Genomic DNA, 26,917 nt, shown 5'->3' on the forward strand with positions numbered 1-26,917 from the left:
TTTTCTAATCAATGTTGGATTAATTGGTACAATAGCATTTTTCATTATTAGATATTACAAAATCAAAAATTGCAATAAATAGTTATTATAAAAAGTTTTTTATAAAGATATTTTATTTGATACTTTTTATAATTTGAGTATCTTTACTTAGTAAAAAATTATCTCAACCACAAAGCACTAGAAAAAAGGTTAAAGCAAGTAAGTTCACTGCTTTAACCTTTTTATAATTTAATTAATGCTTACAGCCACAAGGTCCCATAACTAGGTAGTATAAAGTCTTAACTCCAACACCTGTTCCACCCTTTGGATTATAATCAGAGTTACCTTCTCTCCAAGAACTACCTGCTATATCAAGGTGCATCCATGGAACATCCTTTGCAAACTCTCCGATAAATAATCCTGCGGTAATTGTTCCTGCAAGTTTTCCACCGATATTTTTAAGGTCTGCTATTTCAGACTTAATTAATTTCTTATAATCATCAGTGTTTGGCAATTGCCACATTCTTTCATCTGATTTTTTAGAAGCTTCCTCTAATGCATTATAGAATTCTTGATTGTTAGTTATTACTGCTGTAGTAGTGTTACCAAGAGCTACAAGTACTGCACCAGTTAAAGTTGCAATATCAACTACCTTGGTAGCTTTTTCTTTTGATATTACATAAGAAACTGCATCAGCAAGAGTTAACCTACCCTCAGCATCAGTATTAAGGATTTCTATAGTCTTTCCTGCCATTGAGTTTATGATATCTCCTGGCTTATATGAGCCCCCAGAAATTGCATTCTCACAAGCAGCAACTACAGCCACTACATTTCTCTTTAATTTTTGAGAAGCTATAGTTGTCATAGCACCTATTACTGCAGCTGCACCAGCCATATCAGATTTCATTTCATCCATTCCAGCAGCAGGTTTTAAAGAATATCCACCAGTATCAAAAGTTAAACCCTTTCCTACTAATCCAACTATCTCTTCTTTATTTGCTTCATCTCCAAAATACCTCATAATGATAAACTTTGGTTCCTTAGCTGATCCCTTTGCAACCGCAAGAAAGGCGTCCATTTTTTCAGCTTCTATTTGTGCTTTATCTAATACTTGAACCTCAAAGCCATATTTTTCTCCAAGAACTTTTGCTTCATTTGCAAGTGTTTCTGGATATATAACATTTGGTGGTTCATTCACAAGATTCCTAGCAATAGTAATTCCGTTAATTATAGCCTTTGCTTCATTTAACTTTCCATTAACCTTTGCTTTCATTTCTTCTTTTACATCTGTAACATATACATTTATAGTCTCAGCTTTTTTGTCGCTTTTATATTTGTCAAAGCTGTATGCTGTTAAAGCTAAGCCTTCTGCTATAGCTTTTATTGTTCTTCCTTTGCAGAAATTTTCTACATCTATAAATCTAACAGCAACTTCTTTTGCTTTTATTTCTTTCACCTTGTTATAAGCTTTAGACATAGCTATTCTGATTTTTTCTGTAGTAAGCTCCTCTCTTTTTCCAAGTCCTACCAATATATTGTATTTTAGATCTTCCCCAACATTATAAACAAAAACCTCGCCGTCTTTGCCTACAAACTTCTCCTTTTCTTTAAGTACCTTTAGGTCTTTTAAGTCACTTAAGCAATCTTCAAGTTCAGCAAATATCTTGACTTCAACCTCACTTAATTGTACATCTTTAATTTCAATATTCATGTAATTCTCCTTTCTATTTTATCTAATTATTCCAGATAACTAGATTATATTTTTCAAGGCTTTTTCTTATGTATATGTATTTTTTGTATCCTCTAAAAAATGATACTCCATATTTTTTGTTAAGTCTATACTAAATATCCGCTTTAAAGGGAATTATATTCTACTCTAATTACTTTACTTTCCACTCTAATATTCCTGTAGAATAAGTCCCATTAGCTGTTATTTCAATTCTTATTTTATTTGTTGTTATTGGATCAAAGGTAGTAGTGTTATACTTATTTATCTCAATGCCTAAACCTTTAGCATTAGTTACACTAACCCATGATGTTCCATTCCAGTACTTAATTTTATAAGATGATGGTACATCGATTCCTTGATTGTCTTTAAACCAGTAAAGATCACAACTTGATAGCTTGTAACTTTTACTGAAATCATATTGTACCCATACTACTCGTTTAGATGCTGCATTCTCCACCCAGTTTCCATATACAGCAGCACTTCTATCATTAGAATTTGTTGGCTCAATTCCATCGTTTAAAGCCTTTATATCCTCCCATGGAGAACAATAGGAAGTTGATGGAGTTGCATACTTAGCAAGATTATCAATGGTTGGAGTAGAGGTTGTACCAGATTTAACAAAGGTCATAGTACTTCCTAAATTGCTTATTTGTGAAATGTCTAATCCTGAAGCAGTTCCATTCCACCACTTACAATTTGGCATACTATTATCATTAATTGCAGTATTATATCCACCATGGAATAAATCTCCGTCATGTCCACCATTTCTATTGTATTCCATGTCAAATCTACCATCAGCTTGTACAAGCGATACTAGATAATGTCTATCTGCTCTCATATCATTATAAGAATTATCTCCTCTTTGATCCACATGCCAAACTGCTAATCCTTCATCTGGTACATCTGCATATCTACCAACTTTTTTGATATTTTCAACTAGGTAATATTCTTGAAAATCGTTTCCAGACCATTTATATATTTCTTGATTTGCATTCCCATTAGATAAAGCTGTAATTAGAGAACCATTGTTATATGTATTTAAATCTGTTGTTATATTCCATCCTGATATGATATTTCTACAATATGGATCTGGTGGTGCTGGATTTTTAGGATTTGATGTTCCACTCATAAGACTGTATCCGCCAGTCCCTTGAGAGTCACCATCATAATCATACAAATCTGGATAACTACAAATTAAATGTCCATTTTCATGGCATATAGTATCAATAGCCAAATCACTTCCTATATTAGACATTTCATATCTTGTAATTCCCCCAGTGTTTCCAATCTGTCCTTGATGAGGCCATATTCCTTTTCCCCAAGGTGAATCTGCATTTCCAGCATAAAGAAGGTTTACAGCCTTAACATAGCCATATTGATCTTTTGTTAATGTTGAAAAATCAACTCCAGCTGTTCTTGCCCAATTTGCAGCTTCAGTTGCAAGTTCAACAGCTTTGCTATAATCACCTGCACTTGCATTGACATCATCGTAATATGCTTTAGGGTGTTTCGCTGTATAAAATCCAATTACAGAATTTGTATATAATAATTTACCTCCAGAAACATCGTAAAAATAATCTCTAATAGAGCCGTTGTTTCCAAAACCAGTATAGCCTTGTAGATTAAAGAAATTATTTATTTCTTCTTTTGATATGCTACTTTTTACATCTGGAAAATCTATTAAAATCGTTAAACCCTTTACATTTTCTTGAGATACTAATGTGTTTGCAGCCAAGAAGCTATTACTAACTTTACTCTCTAATAATCCATTGCTAGCTTCAGTACCTGTCACTCCATTTGCATACATAAAACTATTTTTTACATTCGAAGCAACTTTACTTGTAGAATCATCAACTTTCAGCGATTTTTTAACGGCATTTTTCTTTTCTTCCTTAGCTTTCTTACTTATTTTTAAATGCTTGTTAGAATTACTATTAGCTCCAGCCTTTGCTGCAAAGTTCATTGCTTTTGTACTACTTTTCCCCTTATAAACCTCACCAGTTGAAATAAGTTCTGACTGATCTTCATTTAGTTTTGCATAACATATCCATCCATCTTTGTCTGTACATAGAGTATAACCGTCTAAGCTTTCAACTTGTTGATAATATTCATCCCCTGTGACTTTAACCTGTACCTTAGTACCATCTGGTTGTTTTGCCTCAAACAGCTTGTCCTTGCAAGGAGCTCCGTTAACACCAGTAGTGAAAACACAACATACTGCTGCTGTGAGAACTGCACCCATTAAAATTTCCTTAACTCTTTTCATTATAATTCTCCCTTAATAAATATATTTCAAAATACATCTATTTCGCCTATTTATATCTCAGTAATTACTCATAATGTTTACTTCTTCTATTGCTTCAACTCATATATGCTAAAAAAATGCATTTCGATGTCATTACATTTTTTATTTTATTGATATTTATAACAAATATATCATTTTTATTCATAAATGTAAATATAGTTTGTCCCAAAATGAAGGCTTTTCAATTAAATTTGAATGAAAAATTTACTTTCACTATAATTTCATTACATCTACTTCGATAAAAATAGGGAAAATTGTAATAATATAACTCGAGAATCTAACATCTTTATTTTTTAATGCATTACTTGTTTATGCCTACATAAAATCATCTTTTAACGTGCTATTCACTAAAGTTACTGATATTTACTTAATTCTAACCAAATTAAAGTAAAAAAAGTACCCTGCAAGCTAACACAGTCTCTTTTCTGTGTTTGTCTTACAGCGTACTATTTTTTTAATCAAGCTGTCTATTTTAAAGGAAACTCCCCAGTCTCAGGACTGGGGAGTAAGTTCTGCTGGCTAAATCAAAGATTTAGAGCGTCACTTACGGGTTTAGTGAAAAGTATTGGTCATTGGTTATTACAGAAACATGATTCTTTAAATCAGTAGGCTCTATAGTTGACCAATCTTTTTTAAGTACATCCATTCCATCAACATTAACTTGATATATTTGTTCATTAGCACCGTTTTGACCTATTGGTAAAAAGAATGTAATTACTATGTCTTGTGCCAAATTATCCTTTTTAGTAAACTCTTGAGTTTTAATTATAATATCCTTGCTTATTTTATTCATACTTGCCAATACTTTTTTAGAAGACTCATTTGAATCAGCATTAATTTCTATCATTAAGGTCTTTGCTCCTGTGCTTCCAGGTTGCATATCAATGTTATTAATTCTATCTTTTCCTATGTTTGATTTATCTCCATAGGTATTTTTAAGATATTGTGCTATAATCTCCTGTAAGGTTACCTTTTCAGTAGAAGCATTAGTTTCCTTATTATTGTCTGTACCTGTATTTGCATTGGTATTTGTGTTTTTATTGTCTGTATTATTTGTTTCTGTTTTATTTTCTGTAGTATTCTTATTATCAGTTGTATTAGTATTGTTATTTGTATCTTCTTTCTTCTCTGAATCTACTGTATCCTCATTTTTATTGCTTTCAACTTTTCCGTTATTAACTGTACTTCCATTATTACTCTTAGTATCATTGCAACCTGTTATTGCAAATAATGAAGCTATGATCAAAGTTGAAACTAGGACTTTTGTACTTTTATTCATATAGCACCTCTCCTTTTCTTGGGTATTTCGTATCTATATTTTAACACTATCTATAAATTATATCAAAAAAAGATAATGCAAACCTAATATCTTAATTATCACTGCATTATCTTTATGTAATAGATTATTTTTCTATATAATTTGAGATGTTCTTTATCACCATATTTATAGTACCATCTCCATTGCGCTTTATCTCAAACCTAAGCGGATCGTTATAAGCATCTTGATTAATATAAATATCTATGTCTTTATCAATCTTTAGTCTAGCTCTTTTTAGTTTTTTTTCAAGATATTCCTTATCTAAAGCTACAGTCTCTTGCAATCCTGCCTTCTCCATATACTGGCTAAAGCTTGCTTTTGATTCCATAGAATCCTTAAAAAATTCCTCAACTAAATTTGGAATTTTAATTTCGTCATCTTCTTGAAGCTTTCTTCTTATGGTGCGTCTAAAAGCTTCAGCATCATCAGCACTTTCTTTCAAGTTTTCCTGTGTCCACTTTTCAGCAGACTGTATAAAACTTTTAGTCATGTCTCTCTCATTTTGAAAAAAGTCACACTGCAAAAATTTTTCTACGAAATAAGTTTCTTCTTCGCCTTCTGGATTTTTAACCTTTTTATCTAGGACCATCAACCTATGAGCATTGTCATTTTCCGTAACTTTTATGAAAGCACATTTTTGAAGTTTTTGCCCTCCACCTGGTAAACCAGAATATTGCTCAATAATTTTAATGCCAACTTTTTCATCCACTATATCCACTGAATGGGCATAGTTTTTTATATAATCAAGCTTTAAAATACCAACTATATGTCCATACTCTGTTAAAAAATCAACTATAAGCACATCACATGGTCCAGCACAATTATCTTTCATTACGGCAAATAAATTTTGTGCTATAGCTTTTGACATAGAAATAAAGTCAATAGTACTATATCTATAATTATCGATTATAGTCTTTAGTATATTCTCACCTTCATTAAAGACACCATACTTCAATTCTTCGTCTCTTAAAGATTTTTTTAGGTGCTTTAATAAATATTCTTGGACCTCTTCACCTAAGGCTAAAGGAAATTCTGTCAATATCGGTTCCTCTATACTGGTATCAAGAATGTGGATTATCCCTTTGTTTATACTAATGTCATTAATATACTCCACTTTCTAAATCTCCTTAAGTCTATTTTATTTTCTAACCTTTCTAGGGTTCATAGCAAAACATATTCTTATCATTTCTTCGTCCGGAACGATAAGATACTTCACCTTTTTACCATTTTTAGTTGTTATTACTGCATACTTATTTGCATCTTCATAAGCACTTGTATAGCATTTTTTTACTTTAGCATCTTTATGAGCTAATACTTCATGTGAATTTTCTGGTGCCATTATTTCTATATCTTTTACGTCAAAAGATGCAAAAGCTTTTCTTCTTTGCTTATCATATATTACTGAAATATCAAATTCGCTCATAGTAAGCTCATATTCATATTCAATATAGGCATTTCTCTTTACAAAATACATAGCTATTGCTATTAAAAAAGCAAGAATTGCTAAAGCTATTTGTCCAAGCAGCATGCTTAACAAACCAAGACCAAGAGTAAAATAGTGTAATGCTACTGCCACTGTATATATTGCTGGCTTTTTCGATTCTAAAAATTGTTCATGAAATCCATCCATATGTCACACCTCTTCTCTAATGTTACGTTTAATTATAGCATATTTTAAAGGTTTATTTAATATTTTGTGCTATAATAAAATAAATTATTATTTATATATTTCATCAAAGATTCTACATAAAATTCACTTATATTTAAATAGTCTTATGGATTTTTTATATAGTTTCAATGAATAAGAAATATATCTTTATTAGTAAAATTTTTAACCTTGAAGTTTATCCTAGGAGTTGAATTTATGAATGAACTTGAAACAAAAATTATAGATATTTCTGTAGATGATATAAAAGATAAACTAGCAAATATTAATGCTACTCTAGTAAAAAAAGAAAACCAGATAAATTATATCTTTGATTTTGAAGACAGAAGATTATTAGCTAAAAAAGGTTATGCAAGAGTTCGTGTAGTAGAGGATTTATTACACAATAAATCAGTAACTTATATGACTACAAAAAGGCTTATAAGCGAAGAAGTATATAAACTCATGGAAGAAAACGAAACAATAATAGACGATTCTGAAGCTGGAATCAAAATCTTTAAATCCCTAGGTCTCTTAATATGTGAAGAAGTGAAAAAATACAGAGAAAGCTATAGCTATAAGAATACTCTTGTAGAAATAGATATCAATGATAAATCTTTCTGCCCTTTTCCATATCTAGAGATAGAAAGCGAAAGTGAGGATGAAGTAGCTGAAATAGTTAATTTACTTGGCTATACTATGGCAGATACAAACCCTAAGAGCATCTATGAAATCATGAATGATAAAGGCTTATAAAAGAAAGGATAAATTATATGTTTGGTTACGTTACACCTTGTAAAAGCGAACTAAAAATAAAAGAGTATGAAGTATTCACTGCCTACTACTGTGGACTGTGTAAATCTATAAAAAGCAATTTCGGTAATATGCCTCGCCTTGCTTTAAATTATGATATGACCTTTCTTGCAGTATTACATGATTCACTGAGTGATGGCTGTTTAAAACCTACTCAAAGTTTTTGCATTCTACATCCAAAGAAAAAGAAAAAAGTCATAGTAAATACCGAAGCTTTAAACTATGCTTCCTTTTGTAATGTGGCTCTAACTTATTATAAGCTTGTTGATGATGTTGTTGATGATAAATCCTTGAAAAGTAAAGCTCTTTCCCTAGCATTAAAGCCTTACTTTAAAAAGTTCCCAGACAACTATAGACCAATGCTTGACATCATATCCCAGCGACTGAAAGAATTGTCTTCTATAGAAGCTAAGGAGACTTTTTCCTTAGATGAGATTGCTGATCCTTTCAGTGTGTTGACAGGAGAAATTTTAAGTTTCAATCAAGATTCTTCCATCAAGGAAGATTTATACTGGCTAGGATATAATCTAGGAAAATGGATTTATACTATAGATGCCATTGATGATTTGAAAGAAGATATGGATAAAAATAAGTTTAATCCTATTACTAAAATTTATAATAAAGACAACTTATCTTATATTGAATTATATGGGTCTATAAAAGATAGGCTCGATTTTATTTTATTTTCTTGTGGACAACAAACCTTAGAATGTTTTAATAGACTTCCTATAAAAAAGAACAAAAATTTACTTCTAAATGTCTTAGAGTTTGGATTACAAGAGAAAATTTATAAGGTTTTAAAAGGAGTAACTGAAAATGCGTGATTCCTCTGATGTAAGAGTATCCATAGAAAATCATCGCTACGACGTTGCTATGCGCATACTAGATTCATATGATACTAGAGATGCTGAATGGCATTATTTAATGGGAATATGCCATCTAAAAAAAGGCTGGTATGATTCGGGATTAAATTACATTACCCAAGCTATTAATATGGATCCAAATAACATAGAATACAGAAATACATATAACAAAGTCATAAATAGAAATCATAAATATAAAAAAAGTTACTCGCACAGGCACAGACATCATAGCAGAAATCATATGAATTGTACTATTTGTGTTGATATTGATGCTAGTGATAGTAATAATACCTATTATGTTAATAATACTAATGGTGACGATATTAATACTAATACTACTAATAATGATACTATTAATAATAATAACAGTTCTTGCTGTGGTAATAGTGATCATAATACGTCTGACAGTAATTGTTGCTGTGGTGATCATAATGACCAGGAGCGTAATTGTTGCTGTGGCAGTCATAATGAACATGATTGCAATTGTTGTTGTGGTAGTCATAGTGACCATGATTGCAATTGTTGCTGTGGTAGCCATAATGACCGTGATTGTAATTGTTGCTGTGGCAGTTATCATAACCATGATTGTAGTTGCTGCTGCGGTAATGATCATGACTACAATTGTAGTTGCTGCTGTAGTGATGACTAAGCTTGTAAATAAAGAATCTGGCACTGCTAAAATTTACAACAACAACAATTTGTCTTATAATGAATTATATGAGTCTATAAAAAATAGAATAGTTTTCCTCTCACTCTCCTGTGAACAACAAACAGTGGGATGTTTTGATAGGCTCTCTATAAAAAAGAATAAAAATTTACTTCTGAACATTTTGGAATTTGGATTACAAGAGAAAATTGATAAAGTTTATAAAGGAGTGACTGCAAATGCGTAATCCCTATGAAGTATTAGAAATAAAAGAAGGCGCTTCCATGGAGGAAATTACAAGAGCCTACAGGGAAATAGTTAAAAGATATCATCCAGATCAATATGGAAATAACCCACTTAAAGATTTAGCTGAAGAAAAATTGAGGGAAGCAAACGAAGCCTATGAAACTTTAAAACAAAGGGGCTCTAGCTCAAGTAGTAACCGTTCAAACAATAATTATTCTAATAACACTAGCCAATCAGCTGGCTATTCCAATGACAGCTATAATTTTTACAATGAAGTAAGAATGTCTATCCAAAGAGGTCAATATGAATTTGCATTACAAAGACTAAATTCTTGGAACAATAGAGATGCTGAATGGAACTATTTAATGGGCGTATGTCATATGAATAGAGGTTGGTATGACTCTGGTATAAACTATGTAACCCAAGCTATTAATATGAACCCAAATAACTTAGAATATAGAAATACTTATAGCAAAATGACTAATAGAAATCATAACTACAGACAAAGTTATTCTCATAGACACCATGGTCATGGCGGTTTCTGTGGCAACGATGACTGTTGCGATACTTTTTGCAAGATTTGGGCATTAGATACATGCTGTGAATGTATGGGTGGAGATTGTATAGATTGTTTATAAAACTATAGATAGGAGGATGAGTATGAAAGGAAAAGCTCTCTATATATCAAGAGGCGGTATTTTAACTGCTCTCAGCTTTATGTTAGTATACATATCTACAGTTATCCCCACCTCGAGGCTTACAGTTTTAGCCTTAACTTCCCTTATCGTTCCTATTGCAATACTAACAACAAATATAAAAACATCCTTAGTAATTTATATTGCTACTTCTGTTATATCATTGATGTTTTTAGGTTTAAGAGGAAATGTACTTTTATATATTCTTCTTTTTGGTATCTACGGGCTAATAAAACTTTTTATAGAAAAATTTAAAAACCTACCTCTAGAAATTTTTTTAAAACTAGTTTACTTTAACTGTGTTCTACTAGTGCTATGGCTTAGTGCTAGTTTATTTACTGATGTAACAGGAATTAAACTTCCAGAGATACCTTATATCATTCCTATAGCCTTCGTAGTTATGCAATTTATATTTATTGTATTTGACTATGCACTTACTCAAGGAATAAATTACTTTCTAAATAAAATTTACGATAAAATTAAGTTTCGTAACTAAATCCTTAAAAGTTTGTAATAATAACTTTTAGTATTAAGAAATAGACAAATACCTTTGACTAACATAATCATTGTTAATCAAAGGTATTTTTTACTAGCATATGGCAATCTATCTCAAAGTTCTTAACGATAACATCTTATTCTCTTCCTTTCTCCAAAACATTAACTGATATATATTTGTGAAAAAACCACTCTCCTATAGCTATAAGAGCCGCAGACATTAACGCATCTAATAGGGATATTGTCATAGTACCCCATAAAGAATCAAAGGCATATATAATGGCTAATGCCAATACCGCATCTGCAATAGTAGCTATAGTATTATTAGTTGAAGGGAGTATTAATAAATCACCTATTACGTAAGAAATTATTGTAATAAAAGCAGACATATATAATATATCTGTGAAAGCTAAATCAGAAAATAAATAGACAACAATTTCTAAGCCTATTGCTGTCATTGCAAATTTCATAAGTAATGCTCTAACATGTTTCATATACTCCTCCTTCAATTCTTTTATGAAATTAGTTTCCCTAATCTTAAAAAAAATATCCCTTTGTCCGTATAATTATCCAATAAGTTTTGTATCCTCTTGCAGCAACTATGAAATAAATATAGTTTTCCATTAGTAAATATTTTTCACTTACCGCTCTTATTTATCATATTTTTACTACATTTGTTTACCATTTTATTTACTAACATTTTTATCATCAATTCAATTATTGATAAATTTTTTCAGATTGTTACAATGATTTTTACTAACTTTTCTTATCCAATCACCTATTTTTTAAATTTTAATAATTAAATATTTATACGAAACCTTTTAACACTTGTCGTACATTGTCGCATTTATAAAAAAATGTCTTGATATTAATTAATAAACTTGGTAAAATTATATTGTCAAAGCAGATTTTTTTAAGTTTCTTTTACTTGTACGTAAATATTATAGAAGTAAGTATCACTTTAAATCCGTAAAGAGAACAAATTTATTTCTTCTGTAATTTTTATCTGTAATTATTTTTTAGACGTTTTGTAAACGTTTAAAATTTCTCAACTCTGAAACTACTTACTTTTTATTTATGATCCAAGAAAAAGTAATTTTTTTCAGCTTTGATAGCAATCTATAAAAATAAATTTTCAGAGGTGGATTATATGTTTAAAAGAAATGTTAAATTTATTTTCTCAATGATTATGTGCGTAATCATTACTTTAAGTTTTAGTTCAAGCCCAGTTTCGACCAATGTATTAGCTGCTACATCTTTTTCGAAAGGCGCTGATATTGGTTGGCTAAATCAATTAGAAAGCATGGGTGTTAAGTGGCAAAATGACAGTGGAGTTCAACAAGACCCTCTTCAAATTTTAAAAGATCATGGAATCGATTCTATAAGATTAAGAGTTTTTGTAAATCCTCCATCAAACTTCCAATGGAATGGATGTCTACTAGGCTACTCCGATTCAAAGGGTGTAATTTACATGGCACAGCGTGCAAAAAAACTTGGAATGAAAATAATGATCGACTTCCATTATAGTGATCACTTTGCTGATCCAGGCCGTCAAGATATGCCTGCTGCATGGGCATCTCATAGTTTCTCTCAATTACAAACAGATGTATACAGCCATACTAGTTATGTTATGAATGAACTTAAAAAAGTTGGCATCTATCCTGAATGGGTACAAGTAGGTAACGAAACAAACGGAGGGATGATGTGGCCAGCTGGAAGTTCCTCTAACTTTGGTCAATGGTCTCAATTAATAAACCAAGGCTATAACGCAGTTAAAGCAGTAAGTCCATCTTCAAAAGTTATCATTCACTTAGCAAACGGACCAAAAAACAGCTTATATAGATACGTTTTTGATGGATTAAAAAATGCTGGTGCTAAATATGACGTAATCGGTTTTTCTTACTATCCACATTGGGACGGCGTTGATTACACTCAAAGCATCGATGCTTTAGCTTACAATTTAAATGACATGGCATCTCGCTATGGAAAAGAAGTTATGGTATGCGAAGTTGGTGGACACGAAGGAAACCCTAGCAATACTTACAATATGATAAAAGCAGTTATTAGTAAAGTACAAGCTGTTCCAAATGGAAAAGGCTTAGGTGTATTCTATTGGGAACCTGAAGCTAATACAACTGTTCTTCCTGATAAGTATCCACTAGGTGCTACTACTAAAGTAGCTACTAACGTACTTAAATTTACAACTGCTATTGATGCTTTCAAATAATAAATAAATCTAAAAACACTGTTAATAAACCGTATTAACAGTGTTTTTCTATAATTAATTTAATATTATTACTTATGTATTTTACTTGCAAATGCTATTTTCGAAATCTTCAACTGTATAAGCTTTATATGTTTCTTTCAGAATATCACTTTGAGGTTCAGCAGTTTCATCGTTTTTAATCTTAAATCTACCTTGGTAGTCACCTGTAGCTACAAAGCCATCCTTAACAATTGATCCTTGATATTTTTGCAAGAATATTATAGCAGACTCTCCTTCTTTTAGAACTGGAACCCCCTCTAATGCTATCTCTACTTTTTTCCCTATATTTTTTTCAACTTCTTTTGGATCATCAAATTCTTTGGCTGTACTAGGATTTGATTTAACAGTCATAATGCCTCCAGTTTGAAGCATTTTTACCGTATCTCCAGCTTTAACAACATCATTCCCCTTTAAAACCTTTGTAACCTTTACAGTTGATATTGTAAAGGTAATTAAATTTTCTTCAATGTATTCATTACTTATTACAGTACCTTCTACAACTAAACCACTTTCCTGTTCTAAGCTATCTACATCTCTATAGATTTTACTCATCTTACCTGACATATTGACAACTTCTATATTTTCTTTCTCTACCTTAATTTCTTTAAGTTCTTTATTTTCAGCATCATCTTGTGAAATCTCTTCCGCTGAATTATTAGTTGTATTTATTGAAGAAGACTTTGAATCTCCTTTTGAACTTATGGTATTTATTCCATAAAATGATCCTGTTATTGCTATTATTAAAATCGAAGATATTATCAATTTTTTCTTCATACTATTCCTCCTAGTGTATATTTTATGAAGTTTCTAATAGAAAAAGGCGTCATAAGCACGCCTTTTTTCTCTATTAACTAAGTAATTTTTTCTTTAAAAGTGCTAAATCGATGGCATTTACTTTACTATCATTATTCATATCTGCGTTCTTTAAATTTATCTTTGTTGAATTAGCCAGTAAATAGCTCTTAATATTGGCATAATCAATTGCATTTACACGACCATCTTCATTAACATCACCAATTATAGAAATTGTATATGTAGCAGAAGTTATATCAGAGTTTGTCATTCCACTCTTTATTGCAACAGCCTTAATAGTTGTATTTTTTGATACTACTATCGGACTACTATAGGCAGTAGATGAAGCTGTTGGAGTACTTCCGTCAAGTGTATAATATATAGTTGTACCTGAAGTTTTACTGCTAAGTGATATTGTTTGTGCAGCATTGTAACTACCTGCTGCTACACTAACAGTTGGCATTTCTACCTTTGAAACAGCGCTATTCGTTGATATTTGCACTTTATATGGATATCTTGTTCCTACTACATCTAAATCAAATGAAGTTAAATTAAGCATTTCCTTCGGAGTTGCACATACTACAAGATAAACTTTTTCTTCATCTCCTTGTAGATTCAAAGTGTTAGTTCCACTATTCCACATTGTAGAATATCTAGTTTGTCCAGTTTTTGTTTTAGCAACAATGCTTGCACGCCAATCTGCCCCTACTTCTGAACTATTTCCTTGAAAATTAACGACTACCTGCTTACTCTTTAGATCTATGTTAAGTGGAATAATATTATATCCACCTTGTTGTGGAGCCCTTGAGCTAGGAACCTTAAACCATCCATTACTATCATTTTCTAAGGTTGTATAAATTTTATTATAATTTGCACTGTCCTCTGCTATTAATTCATCATAATATTTTTTATAATTAGCTTGTCTCTTAAAATCAAAGGTTACCATTCTTCTAGCATAGCCACCTAACATATCTTTAGCAGATGTTCCAGATAATCTCTCTAATTTCTTAAACATAACTTCATTATTAGTGTCCTTAAACATCGCTTTCATTACTTCAAGACCTAATCCTTTCATTTGGTCAGGATTTTCAGTTACATATAGTAAGAATGGCCAAGCATCATAATAGTTCTTCAAATGTGGAAAGTAGTAGTCTGAGTTCAAGACTATTGGCCTAAAGAAGTCTGAATCAGGTCCATAAACATTATTTCCATACTTATAAAAACTACTTCCTAAATATTGATCTCTGAACCAATTTGCTGTTACTTCATACCAAGGAGCATCGATAACACCACGTTGATGCATAGTAATGGCATGAGCATATTCGTGAGGAACTACCCAACTTGGTGGGTCAACACGCATAGCTCCTGGATGTAAAACTAAGAAAGCAAAGCCTTCTCCGTCAGAAGACATATATGCCCAATCATCTGTAATCTTTGAAAGTCCAGTATTGGATATGTACACATTTGTTTTGTAGTGATTGCTGCTAGTTAGTGGACTATTAACAGATACACTAGTATCTACAAAGCCCATTACATTAACATAGAAATCTCTTATTGCCTCTAGGTTTTGTAAATTACCTTTTACTAATTCTTGATTAACAGTTCCTGTAGTATCACCATTTCCCCAAATTATTTGGAAATGTTCTGAAGTAGCTCTGTTAACTGAATTATCATTCAAATCATAAAAGGAATCTCTTGTTGCACAAGTATAATTTTCAGTCTTTCCCACTGCTGAAGTATAACTTACAGTGAAATTTATTTTAGCTTCTACGGTCTTAACGTTAATTGTGCTACCTAAAATTCCAACTAATAAACCTGCTGCCATCAATATTTGGCAAATCTTTTTCATTTTCATCTTCTTTACCTCTCCTAAAGATTATAAATATTGTCCTTATACAAAGTATTAAGCTTTCGTCTTGGTTCTTTTAACATAATTCTCTCTTCTTATTAGCTATTTTTTCTTATTGCTTAATTTTTCCATATACCATGAATAAAATTCTCCCCTCCCCTTTTATGATTTAAAACTACTCTTTAAGCCTACTCAGGTTTATGTAAACCTTTTCTTTGAACTGGAAACTTTTCCACAAGTTGCGCAGACATTAAAGTTTTCGACTATAAATTTGAGTTATCTCAATAATAAGTAAAACTTACACTTATATATAATCTATAGTTTTATATATCATTTTATATTTATTGTAACTAATTATACATTAACTTACAATATGTAATCGTATTTTTAGAAGAAATATATTACTTTATTAGGATTTTATTTCTATAAAATCTAAAAAACAACCCTTTCTTATGATATAGTAGGATCATTAAGAAAGAATTGTTTCTATTTAATTTATAAAAATCTATAATAAAGCTATCTGCTACTCAGCAGGAACATAACTCTTCAAAAGATTCATTTGGCCTTTAAAAACATATTGCCCAGCTGTTGCAGGAATTAAAATGCTATCACCTTTTTTTACTTCTGTCTTATAACTTGCAGTTTCTAAAGTTCCATTTCCTTCTACACAAGTAAATATAAAAAATCTATCTTCTTCACTATTTTCCTTTAACGTTGCTTTAACTTCATACATTTCTAAAGCAAATTTATCACAAAGAATATAATTAAGCTTTTTATAATCTTGATCTTCATAAGCAATTTGTCCAATACTTGCTTTACCTCTAAGATTCATATTCATTACATCAAGGGCTTTTTCAATATGTAGTTCTCTACCCCTATTGTAATCATAAACTCTATAAGTTGTATCACTATTTTGTTGGATTTCTGCTAAAACTATTCCTTCACCTATAGCATGAATTAATCCACTTTCAACAAAGTACACTTCACCACTTTTAACTTCTATATAGTTCATCAATTCTTCAACTGTTCCATTTTCAATAGCAGTTTTAAACTGATCTTTAGATACACCTTCTTTTGTTCCTAAGATAAGCTTAGCACCTGGTTTTGCATCAACTATATACCAACATTCAGTTTTTCCCAATTCATTTTCAACGCGTTTGCCATATTCATCATCTGGATGAACTTGAACTGATAAGCTTTCATTTGAATTTATTATCTTTATTAATAATGGGAAAACTTCTTTATCAATCTTTTTTCCTAATAACTCTTCTGGATAAGTATCTATAAGTTCTTTCAAAGATTTTCCTTTCAATTCTCCTTCTGCTACAACGCTCATACCATTATCGTGGCAAGCTACATCCCAGCTTTCACCGATGTCACCTTCTGGCAGATTACCCCTAAAGGCTTCCATATCTCTTCCGCCCCAAATTTTATCATAATATAAATTTTCGAATTTTAATGGATACATAATTGTTCCTCCTTCTTATATCCTATAGCCTAATCTATTCATATCGGTTTAACTTGTTTCATACTTAGAATCTTAGTACTCAGTTTAAAAATATTATATATTGTTAAACTTACTGTAAATCGTGCTTATTTTATCGAATTATACTTATCACCATATTTTTCTTTTGCCTTTTTTGTATATTTTAAAACAAAATCAGATTTAGCCTCTGCAGGTAATTAATTTTACTTATTTAACAATTGAAAATCAACACACAATTTAACAATATGTTGAACTATATATTCTTTTTCATATAATACCGTTTATGCTCCATTGGACAATCATCCAATACACCAAAAACCTCATATCCATGCTTAATATAAAAATCTTTTGCTTGAAAATCAAAGGTATCTAAATGAATTAATTTGCACCCTTTTTCTTTGGCAACTTTTTCTACTTCATTTAAAAGTCCAGAGCCATATCCCTCTTTACGAAAATCTTCTTTCACCCAGAGAACATCTATATATAAGCACTTCCAACAGTATAACGAACTGTTTATTCCTGCTATTATATCTCCATTCGAATCTTTTATCATTCGATTGATTGCTAAAAAAGTTGGTTCTTGAGTGAAAGGTACTTTTGAAGAATTATATTTAATTATTCCGTTATCAACTACGTGCCATCCTTCATCTGTACTTTCTTCTATAACATAATTTGTCACAGTTAGTTGCCCCCAGTTTAATTTATAGATTTTTTATACATCTCAATTTACAACTTTATTCCTTTACATAACCTACATCAATTATATATAGGCTTCTTAATTATATAAACAATTACTTAAGAAAAAGATTCAGCTAATGCTGAATCTTTTTAGCTTACAATATTATCTTAAAGCAATTTCATCTCCAGGAACTAGTTCAGAGTTAGCTTTTATATACTCAACAAGTTCATCAAGTTTTGTATAAGCTACTCCAACATGAGTATCAGCTGCTCCGTAGTATATTGCTATTCTATTAGTTTCGCTGTCATGAAGTGTTGCACATGGGAATACAACGTTAGGAACAAATCCTGATGTTTCGTATATCTTTTCTGGTGTTAATATATAATCTCTGCATCTATATAATACTTTTGATGGCTCATCTATATCAAGGATAGCAGCACCCATACTGTAAACATAACCGTTACAAGTCCAGCTAACTCCATGATAAAGTAATAACCACCCTTCTGAAGTTTCTATTGGAACTGCCCCAGCACCGATTTTAGTTCCTTGCCACCAGCCGCTTCCGCCTTTAGACATAACCTTTCTGTTTCTTCCCCAGTGAGTAAGGTCTGGGCTCTCGCTTATGAATATATCACCAAATGGAGTATGTGCACTATCACTTGGTCTGCTTAACATTAAGTATTTTCCATTAACCTTTCTTGGGAATAATACACCGTTTCTGTTGAAAGGAACAAATGGGTTTTCAAGTCTTGTAAAAGTCTTGAAGTCTTTAGTCATACCAAGACCTAAAGCTGCACCACCACCAAATTCTGTACACCAAATCATGTAGTAAGTGTCTTCGATTTTAACTAGACGTGGGTCATATGCATAGCCTGGTTGGAATGGCTTTCCTTCTTCGTCTATCCATTGGATTTCATCATTTTCAACTTCCCAGTTTATAGCATCGTCACTCCAGCCAAGATGAATATGAGCTCTACCATTTTTGTGGTCTGCTCTGAAAATACCTACGAATTTATCACCATAAGGCATTACTGCACTATTATATATTCTTGCACATTTTTTAGTTGGGTTCCATGGCATTATAGGGTTAGTGTCATGTCTCCAAACTATTTCTTCGCTGCCTTCTGGTCTATCCTGCCAAGGCATATTCTTTAATGGTTCGCTTATCATTTTAATGTTACTCACGTTATTACCTCCATCATTTTCATGTTATTTACATATTAAAATATTATATACATTCCACTACATTTCTTAAGTCCACGATATTTGAGTCTGTGTAGAAACTTTGTTGGAACTTATATATTTCTAAATTTCCCTGGACACTTATCGAATACAAGTTATTTTATTGATTTTAGTAACTCTTTTAATTCTGCATCTTCGCAGTTTTCTATAAATTCAAAGTTTTTAGAAATTATTTCACATCTAGCTTCTACACAGCCTCTTGATATTAATGCATCCTTAGGTGTGTTCATGTTGTAATCAAGTAATTGTGCAATTGAAGTTTTTGCTACATGGCATCTTGTATCTGATGAAGCGTAGTATATCAATACTTCTCCATTATCTCTTACAACTAGACCGTTTGTGAATACAACGTTAGAAACGTCTCCTACTCTTTCTTCTCCCATTGGTGCGATTAAATGTCCAGCTGGTGAGTAGATTACCTTTGTTGGGTCTTCAAGAGAAGTCATAAAGCTATATATTACATATCTTAAACCAGCAGCTGTATTTCTAACACCATGAGCTATGTGTATCCAGCCTTTATCAGTTTTTATTGGTGCTGGTCCTTGACCATTTTTAACTTCTTTAATTGTGTGGTATAACTTTTCATCCACAAGAACTTCTTTTTCGATAACAGCATTTTCCATGTTATCAGCTAAGCCCCATGCTATTCCGCCGCCATTTCCAGTTTCAATGAAACCATCTTGTGGTCTTGTGTAGAAAGCATATTTTCCATCAACGAATTCTGGGTGAAGAACAACGTTTCTTTGTTGAGCTGATGCTGTTTTAAGATCTGCTAATCTTTCCCAAGTCTTTAAGTCCTTTGTTCTTACTATTCCACATTGAGCATCAGCACTTGAAGTATCACCCTTTGGTGCATTTGGATCTTTTCTTTCTGAACAGAATAATCCATAGATGTTTCCATCTTCATGCTTTGTAAGTCTCATATCATAGACATTTACGTCTGGGTTTTCTGTTTGTGGTAGTAATATTGGGAAATCCCAGAACTTAAAGTTGTCAATTCCATTTTCACTTTCAGCAACAGCAAAGAAAGATTTTCTGTCAACACCTTCTGTTCTTACTATTAAATAAACTTTTCCGTTTAGTTCAATAGCACCTGGGTTGAAAGCACAGTTAACTCCATCTCTTTCCATTAAGAATGGATTTGTTTCTGGATTTAAGTCATATCTCCAAAATAATGGAGTATGTTCTGCAGTTACTACTGGGTATTTATATCTTTTGAATATTCCATTGCCTAAAGCTTCTTCTTCATTTGGTCTTGTAATTAATTCATTGTGTTCTCTGATTAAGCCTTTTAATCTGTTTTCAAATAAACTGTTCATCCCTATTCTCTCACCCTTCCAACTCTTTGAATTATTTCGTAACACATTCTGCTATTATGATATGGACACTTCCACATACTTACCTTTGGTTCATCATTATAATTTACACAGCTGCTAGGTGCTTTCCAGAACCACTCACCGTTATCATGATCTACTACATGTTTATTTATAAAATCCCAAATCTTTTTTGAAGCTTCAAGATATTTCACATCACCTGTTAATTCATAAGCATTATAGAAACCTACCACAGCTTCTGCTTGTGGCCACCAATGCTTTTCTCTATCAAGTGCTCCATTTTCATGGACTTCATAAATTAAACCATTATCTTCATCTATTCCTTGTTCTAGAGTTATTTCAGCCATTCTAAGAGTTACTTCCTTGCAACGGTTGATTACAGCTTCGTCGCCAAGAACTTCTGCTGCTTCATATAAAAGCCAGCTACCTTCTATATCATGACCATAAGATATTACGTTAGATTTTTGAGTCCATTTTTCATCAAAGAATAATTTAAATTGATAAGTCTCATTGTTTATTATGTGTTTGATTGTTACATCTATCAATTCAGTCAATTTATCTTTAAGAATTTCATCTTTAAAAACTCTATAAAGATTAGTATAAGCTTCTAAAACATGCAAATGAGTATTCATTGATTTCTTTTCATTCATATCTTTTTCGCTTAATCTTAAGTCCTCAAGCAATACCCATGCATTTGAATAAGCTTCAAAATAACCTTGATTTTCTTTGTCATATCCATGTTCTTCAATTAAGAAGAATATTTTTTTAGCATATTCTAAAGCTTCTTGATTTCCGGTAGCTTTATAGTATTCAGTTAAACTATATATTCCAAAGGCTTCAGCGTAGATTTGTTTCTTTCCATCTAATACTGTAGCGTCTGCATTAAGCGACCAGAAAAATCCACCAAACTCTTTATCCCAGAAATTGTTAATCAAATAATCGTATGCATAAGTTGCCATTTCTTTATATTCTTCTTTTTTAAACATTCCATATGCATAAGAGTATGTCCATAGAATTCTAGTACATAAAATAACGCCTTTTTCCGAATTTTTGTTTATTTCTAGTGAATTAGTAATAAATCCATAGAAACCACCATTTTCATCATCCTTAGTATTATTTAGCCAAAAAGGAAGAATATCCTCTAATAATTCTTTTTTTATTTCTTCAACCATACCATTTATTATAGTTTTTTCGCTCATCATACCACCTCGTTTTACATCAACTCAATGTTCATTTGCAACATTACTAAATCAAAATTGTTGCATTTATATTAATAATATATTACATCCCGAAATTTTTCAATAACTATCTAGTAAGTTTTCGAAGTTTTTATTAGTTTTCAAAATGTGAATACTACTTTTTTTGAATAAAAAACTGCACATTTTATGTAACATAAATTGTGCAGTTGTGTTTTTACATCATTAATAGTCTTCCCTAAATAATCTTTCCTACTCCTTTACAGCTCCATCTGTAATACCTGCAAAAATAAATTTTTGTAGGAATAAATATAGTACTAAGGTAGGAACCATAACAGCCATAATACCCGCGCCCATGATGTTCCACTGTGAATTCTGGTCTGATGAGAAAGACATCAGGGCTGTAGAGACTGTTTTTAAGCTAGTTTTTGGCATGTACAAGTAAGGTGTTAACATATCATTATAGATACCAATTACCTTTAATATTATTACTGTAGCCATAGCTGGTTTTAATTGTGGTAGAATTATTGATCTATATATTTTAAAGTAAGATGCTCCTTCTATTACAGCACTTTCATCTAAAGAATATGGTATATTGTCCATAAATTGAAGGAATATATATATCTGTGTTATATCTGCACCAGCATATATAAGAATCGCTGCTAATCTTGTATTAAATAAACCTAAGCCTTTGATGATACTAAAAGTAGCAACTTGAGTTGTTATACTTGGGATAAATGTTGGAATTAAGAATAACAATAGTATTAATTTCTTATGTTTGAAGTTAAATCTACCTAAAACATAAGCAACCATTGATCCTAACATAACACTTAAGAATACAGAGATGACGATCAAAATTACCGTATTCTTGAAGGCAAGAAGCATCTTACCTTTTTCCACTACTTGTTGATAGTTTATTAATGTAAAGTTCTTTGGAAGTTCAAAGATGCCACTGTACATATATTCTTCATTGCCTTTGAAAGATCCGTTAAACACTATAAAGATTGGTCCTAACACCATTATTGATAGTATACCTAACAATAGATAATTTACCGCTTTACCTATTGGGCTTTGTATTTCAACTGCTGTTAAAACTGGTCCCTTCCTCTTCTTAAACAACATCTATAGTGCCTCCTTTCTTTCTTTTAATGCTACATTAGTGATAATAAGTACTACTGCAACAATCGCTAAGGTTATGACGGACATGGCCGAAGCTTTACCAAACTTATTGTATTTAAATGCTATGTCTAGAATTTTGTACACAAAGGTAGTACTGTCACCTGCTGGCCCACCTTTTGTGATAAGGAATGCAGGCATGTATGCTTGAATAGCACCATTTATACATAAAATTAAGTTTAATTCTAATACTCTTTTTACACTTGGTAATGTTATATATCTAATAGCTTGGAAGAAAGTTGCACCATCTAAACTGGCTGCTTCATAAATATCGAAAGGTATTGATTGAAGAGCACCTAAGAATATTACCATAGCAAAACCTGTAAATTGCCATAGCCCCATAAATGCAAGGGAGAAGTTTATAGCATATCCCTCACCTAGCCATTTTATAGCAAATTGTTCTAAGCCGATATTTCTCAAAATTACATTAATTGGTCCATTGTTATAGTCGTAGATATAGTTAAACATATAAGCCACAGCAACCCCATTAAGTATGTATGGCATAAAAATTATTGATTTGAAGAAGTTTCTTCCTCTTAATTTTCCATTAAGAATTATTGCAAGATATAAAGCAAGTAATGTTTGAATAATTCCGATGACTAAATAGGCAAAGTTATTTCCAAAAGTCTTAAGAGTTTCTGGCTCTTTTAATACTTCCGTGAAATTTTGAAGTCCAACATAATTATAACTAGGTTTCATACCATCCCAATCCGTAAAACTCTGTTGGAATAATTTGAGTGCTGGATAATAAGAAAACATTAAAGTCAGTACTATTGGTACTACTAGGAAAACTACTATTAAAATTCTTTTTTGAATCTTTACATTCTGACTTGTAAAGATAGAGAAAGGATTTCTATTTCTTTTGGTAGATGGTAACTTTTCCGTTGTAGGCTGCATAACATCATTTCTCCTTTACTTTTTTATAGAGCTTGGATTTTCATCCAAGCTCCTAAATTGATTCTCATTTTTTTGAGTTTGTTACTTAATTACATTCCTGCACTTTTCTTTGCTTTAGCAAACTTATCATTGTATTCTTTAACAACAGTAGATTTGTCCCCTGTTAAGTAAGCTTGTAATGCAGTGTTTAAGTCTATTTCTGAATTTTTGTAAACATTGTCTATTTCAGTTTTAGTTGCTTCTGGAATTATAATTGTTTTATTAGCTGCTAATAATTCTTTTAATGCTGGATCAGTTTGTTGTCCACCTTTCAATGGAGAACCGCCACCAACAGCTTTTATATAGTTGTCGCCTTCCCACATCCATTTTAAGAAATCTTTAGCTTCTTTTTGGTGTTTAGAGTTTTTAGCAACTCCGTAGCACCAGTCTCCACCTAGGAATTGTCCTTTAGCACCTGGTAATGGGAACATTCCGATATCTTCTAAGTTTGCACCATTCTCAGCCATTTGTGGTAAGTACCAGCTTCCAAGGTAAGTCATAGCGATTTTACCTGAAGCATGATCTTTCTTAAATTGATCCCAGTTAGTTGACATTAAGTCTGGTTCAACATAGCCTTTTTCTTTCATTTTAGCTAAGAAATCAAAGGATTGAGTTAATCCATTGTTCGCTGTAAATAAATCTTCTTTTACAGAGTCATTTGTATAGTTTGCATTTCCAGTCATTTCTATAGCAAATATCTTGTCATTGGCGTATATTGATAAAGGCCATTGATCCTTAAAGTTTGTTCCAAATGGAATTACTCCAGCATCTTTTAATTTTTGGCAATCAGCAAAGAACTCGTCCATAGTTTGTGGAGTCTTAGTGATTCCAGCTTTTTTAAATGCTTGTTTATTGTAGATTATTCCTGTGTATGAAGTAGCACTATTTAAACCATATTGCACTCCATCATCGCCTTCACCACTGTCATAACAATAGATTTTGTCTTTAGTAAATCCTAAATCCGAAATATCTACAAAGTATAAACCGTAATCTGATTTTTTAGCAGATGTAGGAAGTTCACAAACATCTGGCAATTCTCCAGCAGCTGCTCTTGTTTTAAGCGTTTGATCTGCATCCTTAATAGCTTCAATTTCGATAGTTATGTTTGGATTGTCTTTTTCGTATCTGTCTGCCATTTCTCTTAAAGTTGTATCTGCCTTATCCGTTCTATGAGTAGCAAATGTTAATGTTACCTTCTCATCTTTTGAACTACCTTTACTATCTGAAGATCCACAACCAACTAGCACTGACATTGCCATGGCTGCAACTAATGCGATAGATACTATTTTCTTTGTCTTTTTCAATGTAATCCCTCCAAATTAATTAATAATCAATGAATCTAATAACGTTTACAAGTCATATTATAAAATAATATGACTTGTTTTAGTATCACAGTAATTCAGTTTTATTAGCATATATTCAGCACTTAATATAAATTCCTATTTAATACACTTAAAATTAACATTTTTCCAGTTTATCCATTATTAAAAGTTAGCTTCTTTTCAGTTCATCCATAAGCTATTTTAATTTATTTAACCAACTTTATATATTCACTTGGTGATATTCCAACCACTTTCTTAAAGGCTCTATTAAAAGAGGTAACTTCCTGGTATCCAACCATTTCAGCTACTTGATATATCTTATAAGTGGATTTTCTAAGCATTTCTTGAGAGGATTTAATTCTTTTCTCAATTAAATAGTCTATAAAGTTTTTTCCTGTTTGAGCTTTAAACAACTCACTGAAATAATTAGGATTTAGATATACTTCCTCCGCAACTTCCTTTAAAGTAAGCTCCCTATCATAATTTTCTTCAATGTATGTTTTTGCAAGTTCTATTATCTTTGTACTTCTGCTAAGTCTAATATCTTTAATCTCTTCACTCATCTTATAAATTAACACCGGCAATTCTGTCTTCATCTCCCATAATGTTTGTAAATTATCTATTATAAATAAAATCTTATTTTCATCGCTCTCTTCATTGAAATATTGAACCTCTGGTATAAGAGCGATTATCGCACTTATTATGTTATGAAGTTTTCTTCTAAATACATCAGGTGGAACGTTTTTCTCTGCTAAGAAGGTAATTATTCTTTCTACAGCACCCTTCACTTCTTTTGACTTACATATTTCGATTGATTTTATCAAAGCTTCCTCAAGTTCATTGATTTTTTGAAGATCAACACTATTTTCTCTTTCTTTTATTTCATTAAAATCAATTATAGAGTTAAAACCAAAGTAAAATCTGTATGACAAAGCTTTTAGTGCCTGTGGGAAGTACTTCTCTGTAACAGTTATACTTCCATACTCTTCACTGATACCAACTGATGCAGAAATATCCTCTGTATTAATAGCATTTAAAAGAATTTTTATACAATCTTTTATCTCTTCTGGCTCCTCATATTTTATAATTATAGCTATATTCCCTTTCACTTCTCCAAATAAAGTTTTATTACTTAAACCTGCTTTCCTAATAACATCTACAAGTTCTAATTTTAAAGAATCAAAAATATTAGAAATAGGCTCCTTTTCAATAATCATTTTTGAAAAGATATCTCGTCCAATGACAATTGCTCTAAACTTCCCATCCTTATCAAAGTTATCCTTTCCAATTCTAGAAAGCCCCTCTTTGATGAATTCTTGTGAATTGTATATTAGTTTTAATAAATACTTCTCTTCCACTAAGTTTTCTATACCATTTAAAGATTCATTTACTTCTTTTAGTATTAATTCTTCTTTTGTTATGCTAGATAACTTTTCTTCAGCTTCCTTAAAAATCCTCTCAAGTTCATCTTCAGAAATTGGTTTTAAAAGATAATCAACTGCACCTTTTTTCATTACGCTTCTCACATACTTATAATCATCAAAACCACTAAGAACTACTGTGATTATGTTCGGATATAACTTAGAGATTTCCTCCACAAGTTCCGTACCATCCATGATAGGCATCTTTATATCAGTTATAACAACATTTACGTCCAACTGCTCAAGTTGATGTAATGCATTTTTCCCATTAGTGGCTTCTCCAGCAATAATCACCTCTGGGCATTTTCTACTGATTATCTTTATCAAACCTTTTCTTATTATCTTGTCATCATCAACAATTAATACCTTAAGCATGACCTTCTCCCCTTTTAAGAATTATTTCTAACCTTACGTTATTCTCAAACATCTTTTTCTCTTTTTACATCTTGCTATTATTATTGTTTTAATCAATAATATATCTATC

The 26,917-nt window shown here is 31.4% G+C and carries 24 protein-coding genes; 7 read left to right on the forward strand and 17 right to left on the reverse strand.

Going from position 1 to position 26,917, the window contains the following annotated elements; all coding sequences use genetic code 11:
* Window positions 1–232: 232 nt before the first annotated feature.
* From CLOCEL_RS15920 to CLOCEL_RS15940, 5 genes are all read right to left on the reverse strand, one after another.
* The gene (locus tag CLOCEL_RS15920) at window positions 233–1,690 is read right to left on the reverse strand and encodes a leucyl aminopeptidase (protein WP_010073250.1); all 1,458 of its coding nucleotides are present in this window, start codon (window positions 1,688–1,690) and stop codon (window positions 233–235) included.
* A gap of 169 nt (window positions 1,691–1,859) precedes the next feature.
* Complete coding sequence (locus CLOCEL_RS15925) at window positions 1,860–3,974, reverse strand: M6 family metalloprotease domain-containing protein (RefSeq protein ID WP_010073251.1); 2,115 nt, start codon at window positions 3,972–3,974, stop codon at window positions 1,860–1,862.
* Window positions 3,975–4,557: 583 nt separating this feature from the next.
* The gene (locus CLOCEL_RS15930; RefSeq protein WP_010073252.1) at window positions 4,558–5,292 is read right to left on the reverse strand and encodes a hypothetical protein; all 735 of its coding nucleotides are present in this window, start codon (window positions 5,290–5,292) and stop codon (window positions 4,558–4,560) included.
* A gap of 124 nt (window positions 5,293–5,416) precedes the next feature.
* On the reverse strand, window positions 5,417–6,445 hold the full coding sequence (locus tag CLOCEL_RS15935) for a nucleoid-associated protein (RefSeq protein ID WP_010073253.1): 1,029 nt from the start codon (window positions 6,443–6,445) through the stop codon (window positions 5,417–5,419).
* Between the two features lie 24 nt (window positions 6,446–6,469).
* Complete coding sequence (locus CLOCEL_RS15940; protein WP_010073254.1) at window positions 6,470–6,961, reverse strand: DUF6106 family protein; 492 nt, start codon at window positions 6,959–6,961, stop codon at window positions 6,470–6,472.
* Between the two features lie 234 nt (window positions 6,962–7,195).
* On the opposite strand from CLOCEL_RS15940, the gene CLOCEL_RS15945 reads away from it, so the two are divergent.
* From CLOCEL_RS15945 to CLOCEL_RS15970, 6 genes are read left to right on the forward strand one after another with little or no spacing between them, the layout of a single operon-like run.
* Entirely contained in the window at window positions 7,196–7,732 is a 537-nt protein-coding gene (locus CLOCEL_RS15945; RefSeq protein ID WP_010073255.1) for a class IV adenylate cyclase, read from the forward strand.
* 17 nt (window positions 7,733–7,749) lie between these two features.
* On the forward strand, window positions 7,750–8,613 hold the full coding sequence (locus CLOCEL_RS15950; RefSeq protein ID WP_010073256.1) for a DUF5685 family protein: 864 nt from the start codon (window positions 7,750–7,752) through the stop codon (window positions 8,611–8,613).
* A complete protein-coding gene (locus CLOCEL_RS22420; protein ID WP_010073257.1) occupies window positions 8,606–9,301 on the forward strand; it encodes a tetratricopeptide repeat protein in 696 nt (231 codons plus the stop codon). Before CLOCEL_RS15950 ends, CLOCEL_RS22420 begins: the two co-directional genes overlap by 8 nt.
* Window positions 9,264–9,545 carry a DUF5685 family protein gene (locus CLOCEL_RS22425; protein WP_041707184.1) on the forward strand — a complete coding sequence of 94 codons (282 nt, stop codon included), beginning with the start codon at window positions 9,264–9,266 and terminating at the stop codon, window positions 9,543–9,545. The genes CLOCEL_RS22420 and CLOCEL_RS22425 overlap by 38 nt, the downstream gene beginning before the upstream one ends.
* Window positions 9,538–10,182: a J domain-containing protein gene (locus CLOCEL_RS15965; protein WP_010073258.1), complete on the forward strand. Its 645-nt coding sequence runs from the start codon at window positions 9,538–9,540 to the stop codon at window positions 10,180–10,182. Before CLOCEL_RS22425 ends, CLOCEL_RS15965 begins: the two co-directional genes overlap by 8 nt.
* A gap of 22 nt (window positions 10,183–10,204) precedes the next feature.
* Window positions 10,205–10,735, forward strand: coding sequence for a hypothetical protein (locus tag CLOCEL_RS15970; protein ID WP_010073259.1), 531 nt, complete (start codon window positions 10,205–10,207; stop codon window positions 10,733–10,735).
* A 136-nt stretch (window positions 10,736–10,871) separates the two neighbouring features.
* Here CLOCEL_RS15970 and CLOCEL_RS15975 read toward each other — a convergent pair whose 3' ends face one another.
* Complete coding sequence (locus CLOCEL_RS15975; RefSeq protein ID WP_010073260.1) at window positions 10,872–11,228, reverse strand: DUF2512 family protein; 357 nt, start codon at window positions 11,226–11,228, stop codon at window positions 10,872–10,874.
* A gap of 656 nt (window positions 11,229–11,884) precedes the next feature.
* On the opposite strand from CLOCEL_RS15975, the gene CLOCEL_RS15980 reads away from it, so the two are divergent.
* Window positions 11,885–12,961: a glycoside hydrolase family 53 protein gene (locus CLOCEL_RS15980; protein ID WP_010073261.1), complete on the forward strand. Its 1,077-nt coding sequence runs from the start codon at window positions 11,885–11,887 to the stop codon at window positions 12,959–12,961.
* A gap of 81 nt (window positions 12,962–13,042) precedes the next feature.
* Here the strand turns inward: CLOCEL_RS15980 and CLOCEL_RS15985 are convergent, their stop codons facing one another.
* The 11 genes from CLOCEL_RS15985 to CLOCEL_RS16035 form a co-directional block, all read right to left on the reverse strand.
* Window positions 13,043–13,774, reverse strand: coding sequence for a hypothetical protein (locus tag CLOCEL_RS15985; RefSeq protein ID WP_010073262.1), 732 nt, complete (start codon window positions 13,772–13,774; stop codon window positions 13,043–13,045).
* A 73-nt stretch (window positions 13,775–13,847) separates the two neighbouring features.
* Window positions 13,848–15,647, reverse strand: a complete 1,800-nt coding sequence (locus tag CLOCEL_RS15990; protein ID WP_010073263.1) for a DUF6055 domain-containing protein — start codon at window positions 15,645–15,647, stop codon at window positions 13,848–13,850.
* A 517-nt stretch (window positions 15,648–16,164) separates the two neighbouring features.
* Complete coding sequence (locus CLOCEL_RS15995) at window positions 16,165–17,109, reverse strand: type I phosphomannose isomerase catalytic subunit (RefSeq protein WP_010073264.1); 945 nt, start codon at window positions 17,107–17,109, stop codon at window positions 16,165–16,167.
* Between the two features lie 271 nt (window positions 17,110–17,380).
* Window positions 17,381–17,806: a GNAT family N-acetyltransferase gene (locus CLOCEL_RS16000; protein ID WP_010073265.1), complete on the reverse strand. Its 426-nt coding sequence runs from the start codon at window positions 17,804–17,806 to the stop codon at window positions 17,381–17,383.
* A gap of 162 nt (window positions 17,807–17,968) precedes the next feature.
* Window positions 17,969–18,991, reverse strand: coding sequence for a glycoside hydrolase family 130 protein (locus CLOCEL_RS16005; protein ID WP_010073266.1), 1,023 nt, complete (start codon window positions 18,989–18,991; stop codon window positions 17,969–17,971).
* Between the two features lie 152 nt (window positions 18,992–19,143).
* Window positions 19,144–20,367, reverse strand: a complete 1,224-nt coding sequence (locus CLOCEL_RS16010) for a glycoside hydrolase family 130 protein (RefSeq protein ID WP_010073267.1) — start codon at window positions 20,365–20,367, stop codon at window positions 19,144–19,146.
* A 2-nt stretch (window positions 20,368–20,369) separates the two neighbouring features.
* Window positions 20,370–21,581: an AGE family epimerase/isomerase gene (locus tag CLOCEL_RS16015; protein WP_013291832.1), complete on the reverse strand. Its 1,212-nt coding sequence runs from the start codon at window positions 21,579–21,581 to the stop codon at window positions 20,370–20,372.
* 249 nt (window positions 21,582–21,830) lie between these two features.
* Window positions 21,831–22,700, reverse strand: coding sequence for a carbohydrate ABC transporter permease (locus tag CLOCEL_RS16020; RefSeq protein ID WP_010073269.1), 870 nt, complete (start codon window positions 22,698–22,700; stop codon window positions 21,831–21,833).
* On the reverse strand, window positions 22,701–23,651 hold the full coding sequence (locus CLOCEL_RS16025) for a carbohydrate ABC transporter permease (protein ID WP_010073270.1): 951 nt from the start codon (window positions 23,649–23,651) through the stop codon (window positions 22,701–22,703).
* A gap of 89 nt (window positions 23,652–23,740) precedes the next feature.
* Window positions 23,741–24,949: an ABC transporter substrate-binding protein gene (locus tag CLOCEL_RS16030; protein ID WP_423200092.1), complete on the reverse strand. Its 1,209-nt coding sequence runs from the start codon at window positions 24,947–24,949 to the stop codon at window positions 23,741–23,743.
* 269 nt (window positions 24,950–25,218) lie between these two features.
* Window positions 25,219–26,808 carry a response regulator transcription factor gene (locus tag CLOCEL_RS16035; protein ID WP_010073272.1) on the reverse strand — a complete coding sequence of 530 codons (1,590 nt, stop codon included), beginning with the start codon at window positions 26,806–26,808 and terminating at the stop codon, window positions 25,219–25,221.
* Between the last annotated feature and the right edge of the window lie 109 nt (window positions 26,809–26,917).

Origin of the sequence: Clostridium cellulovorans 743B (assembly GCF_000145275.1) — a bacterium.
GTDB lineage: Bacteria > Bacillota > Clostridia > Clostridiales > Clostridiaceae > Clostridium_K > Clostridium_K cellulovorans.

Bases quoted from the DNA above. Each gene is read 5' to 3' on its own strand.
- CLOCEL_RS15920 (WP_010073250.1), bottom strand. From the start codon at position 1,690: ATGAATATTGAAATTAAAGATGTACAATTAAGTGAGGTTGAAGTCAAG.
- CLOCEL_RS15925 (WP_010073251.1), bottom strand. From the start codon at position 3,974: ATGAAAAGAGTTAAGGAAATTTTAATGGGTGCAGTTCTCACAGCAGCA.
- CLOCEL_RS15930 (WP_010073252.1), bottom strand. From the start codon at position 5,292: ATGAATAAAAGTACAAAAGTCCTAGTTTCAACTTTGATCATAGCTTCA.
- CLOCEL_RS15940 (WP_010073254.1), bottom strand. From the start codon at position 6,961: ATGGATGGATTTCATGAACAATTTTTAGAATCGAAAAAGCCAGCAATA.
- CLOCEL_RS15945 (WP_010073255.1), top strand. From the start codon at position 7,196: ATGAATGAACTTGAAACAAAAATTATAGATATTTCTGTAGATGATATA.
- CLOCEL_RS15950 (WP_010073256.1), top strand. From the start codon at position 7,750: ATGTTTGGTTACGTTACACCTTGTAAAAGCGAACTAAAAATAAAAGAG.
- CLOCEL_RS22420 (WP_010073257.1), top strand. From the start codon at position 8,606: ATGCGTGATTCCTCTGATGTAAGAGTATCCATAGAAAATCATCGCTAC.
- CLOCEL_RS22425 (WP_041707184.1), top strand. From the start codon at position 9,264: ATGACTACAATTGTAGTTGCTGCTGTAGTGATGACTAAGCTTGTAAAT.
- CLOCEL_RS15965 (WP_010073258.1), top strand. From the start codon at position 9,538: ATGCGTAATCCCTATGAAGTATTAGAAATAAAAGAAGGCGCTTCCATG.
- CLOCEL_RS15970 (WP_010073259.1), top strand. From the start codon at position 10,205: ATGAAAGGAAAAGCTCTCTATATATCAAGAGGCGGTATTTTAACTGCT.
- CLOCEL_RS15975 (WP_010073260.1), bottom strand. From the start codon at position 11,228: ATGAAACATGTTAGAGCATTACTTATGAAATTTGCAATGACAGCAATA.
- CLOCEL_RS15980 (WP_010073261.1), top strand. From the start codon at position 11,885: ATGTTTAAAAGAAATGTTAAATTTATTTTCTCAATGATTATGTGCGTA.
- CLOCEL_RS15985 (WP_010073262.1), bottom strand. From the start codon at position 13,774: ATGAAGAAAAAATTGATAATATCTTCGATTTTAATAATAGCAATAACA.
- CLOCEL_RS15990 (WP_010073263.1), bottom strand. From the start codon at position 15,647: ATGAAAATGAAAAAGATTTGCCAAATATTGATGGCAGCAGGTTTATTA.
- CLOCEL_RS15995 (WP_010073264.1), bottom strand. From the start codon at position 17,109: ATGTATCCATTAAAATTCGAAAATTTATATTATGATAAAATTTGGGGC.
- CLOCEL_RS16010 (WP_010073267.1), bottom strand. From the start codon at position 20,367: ATGAACAGTTTATTTGAAAACAGATTAAAAGGCTTAATCAGAGAACAC.
- CLOCEL_RS16015 (WP_013291832.1), bottom strand. From the start codon at position 21,581: ATGAGCGAAAAAACTATAATAAATGGTATGGTTGAAGAAATAAAAAAA.
- CLOCEL_RS16020 (WP_010073269.1), bottom strand. From the start codon at position 22,700: ATGTTGTTTAAGAAGAGGAAGGGACCAGTTTTAACAGCAGTTGAAATA.
- CLOCEL_RS16025 (WP_010073270.1), bottom strand. From the start codon at position 23,651: ATGCAGCCTACAACGGAAAAGTTACCATCTACCAAAAGAAATAGAAAT.
- CLOCEL_RS16030 (WP_423200092.1), bottom strand. From the start codon at position 24,949: ATGGCAATGTCAGTGCTAGTTGGTTGTGGATCTTCAGATAGTAAAGGT.
- CLOCEL_RS16035 (WP_010073272.1), bottom strand. From the start codon at position 26,808: ATGCTTAAGGTATTAATTGTTGATGATGACAAGATAATAAGAAAAGGT.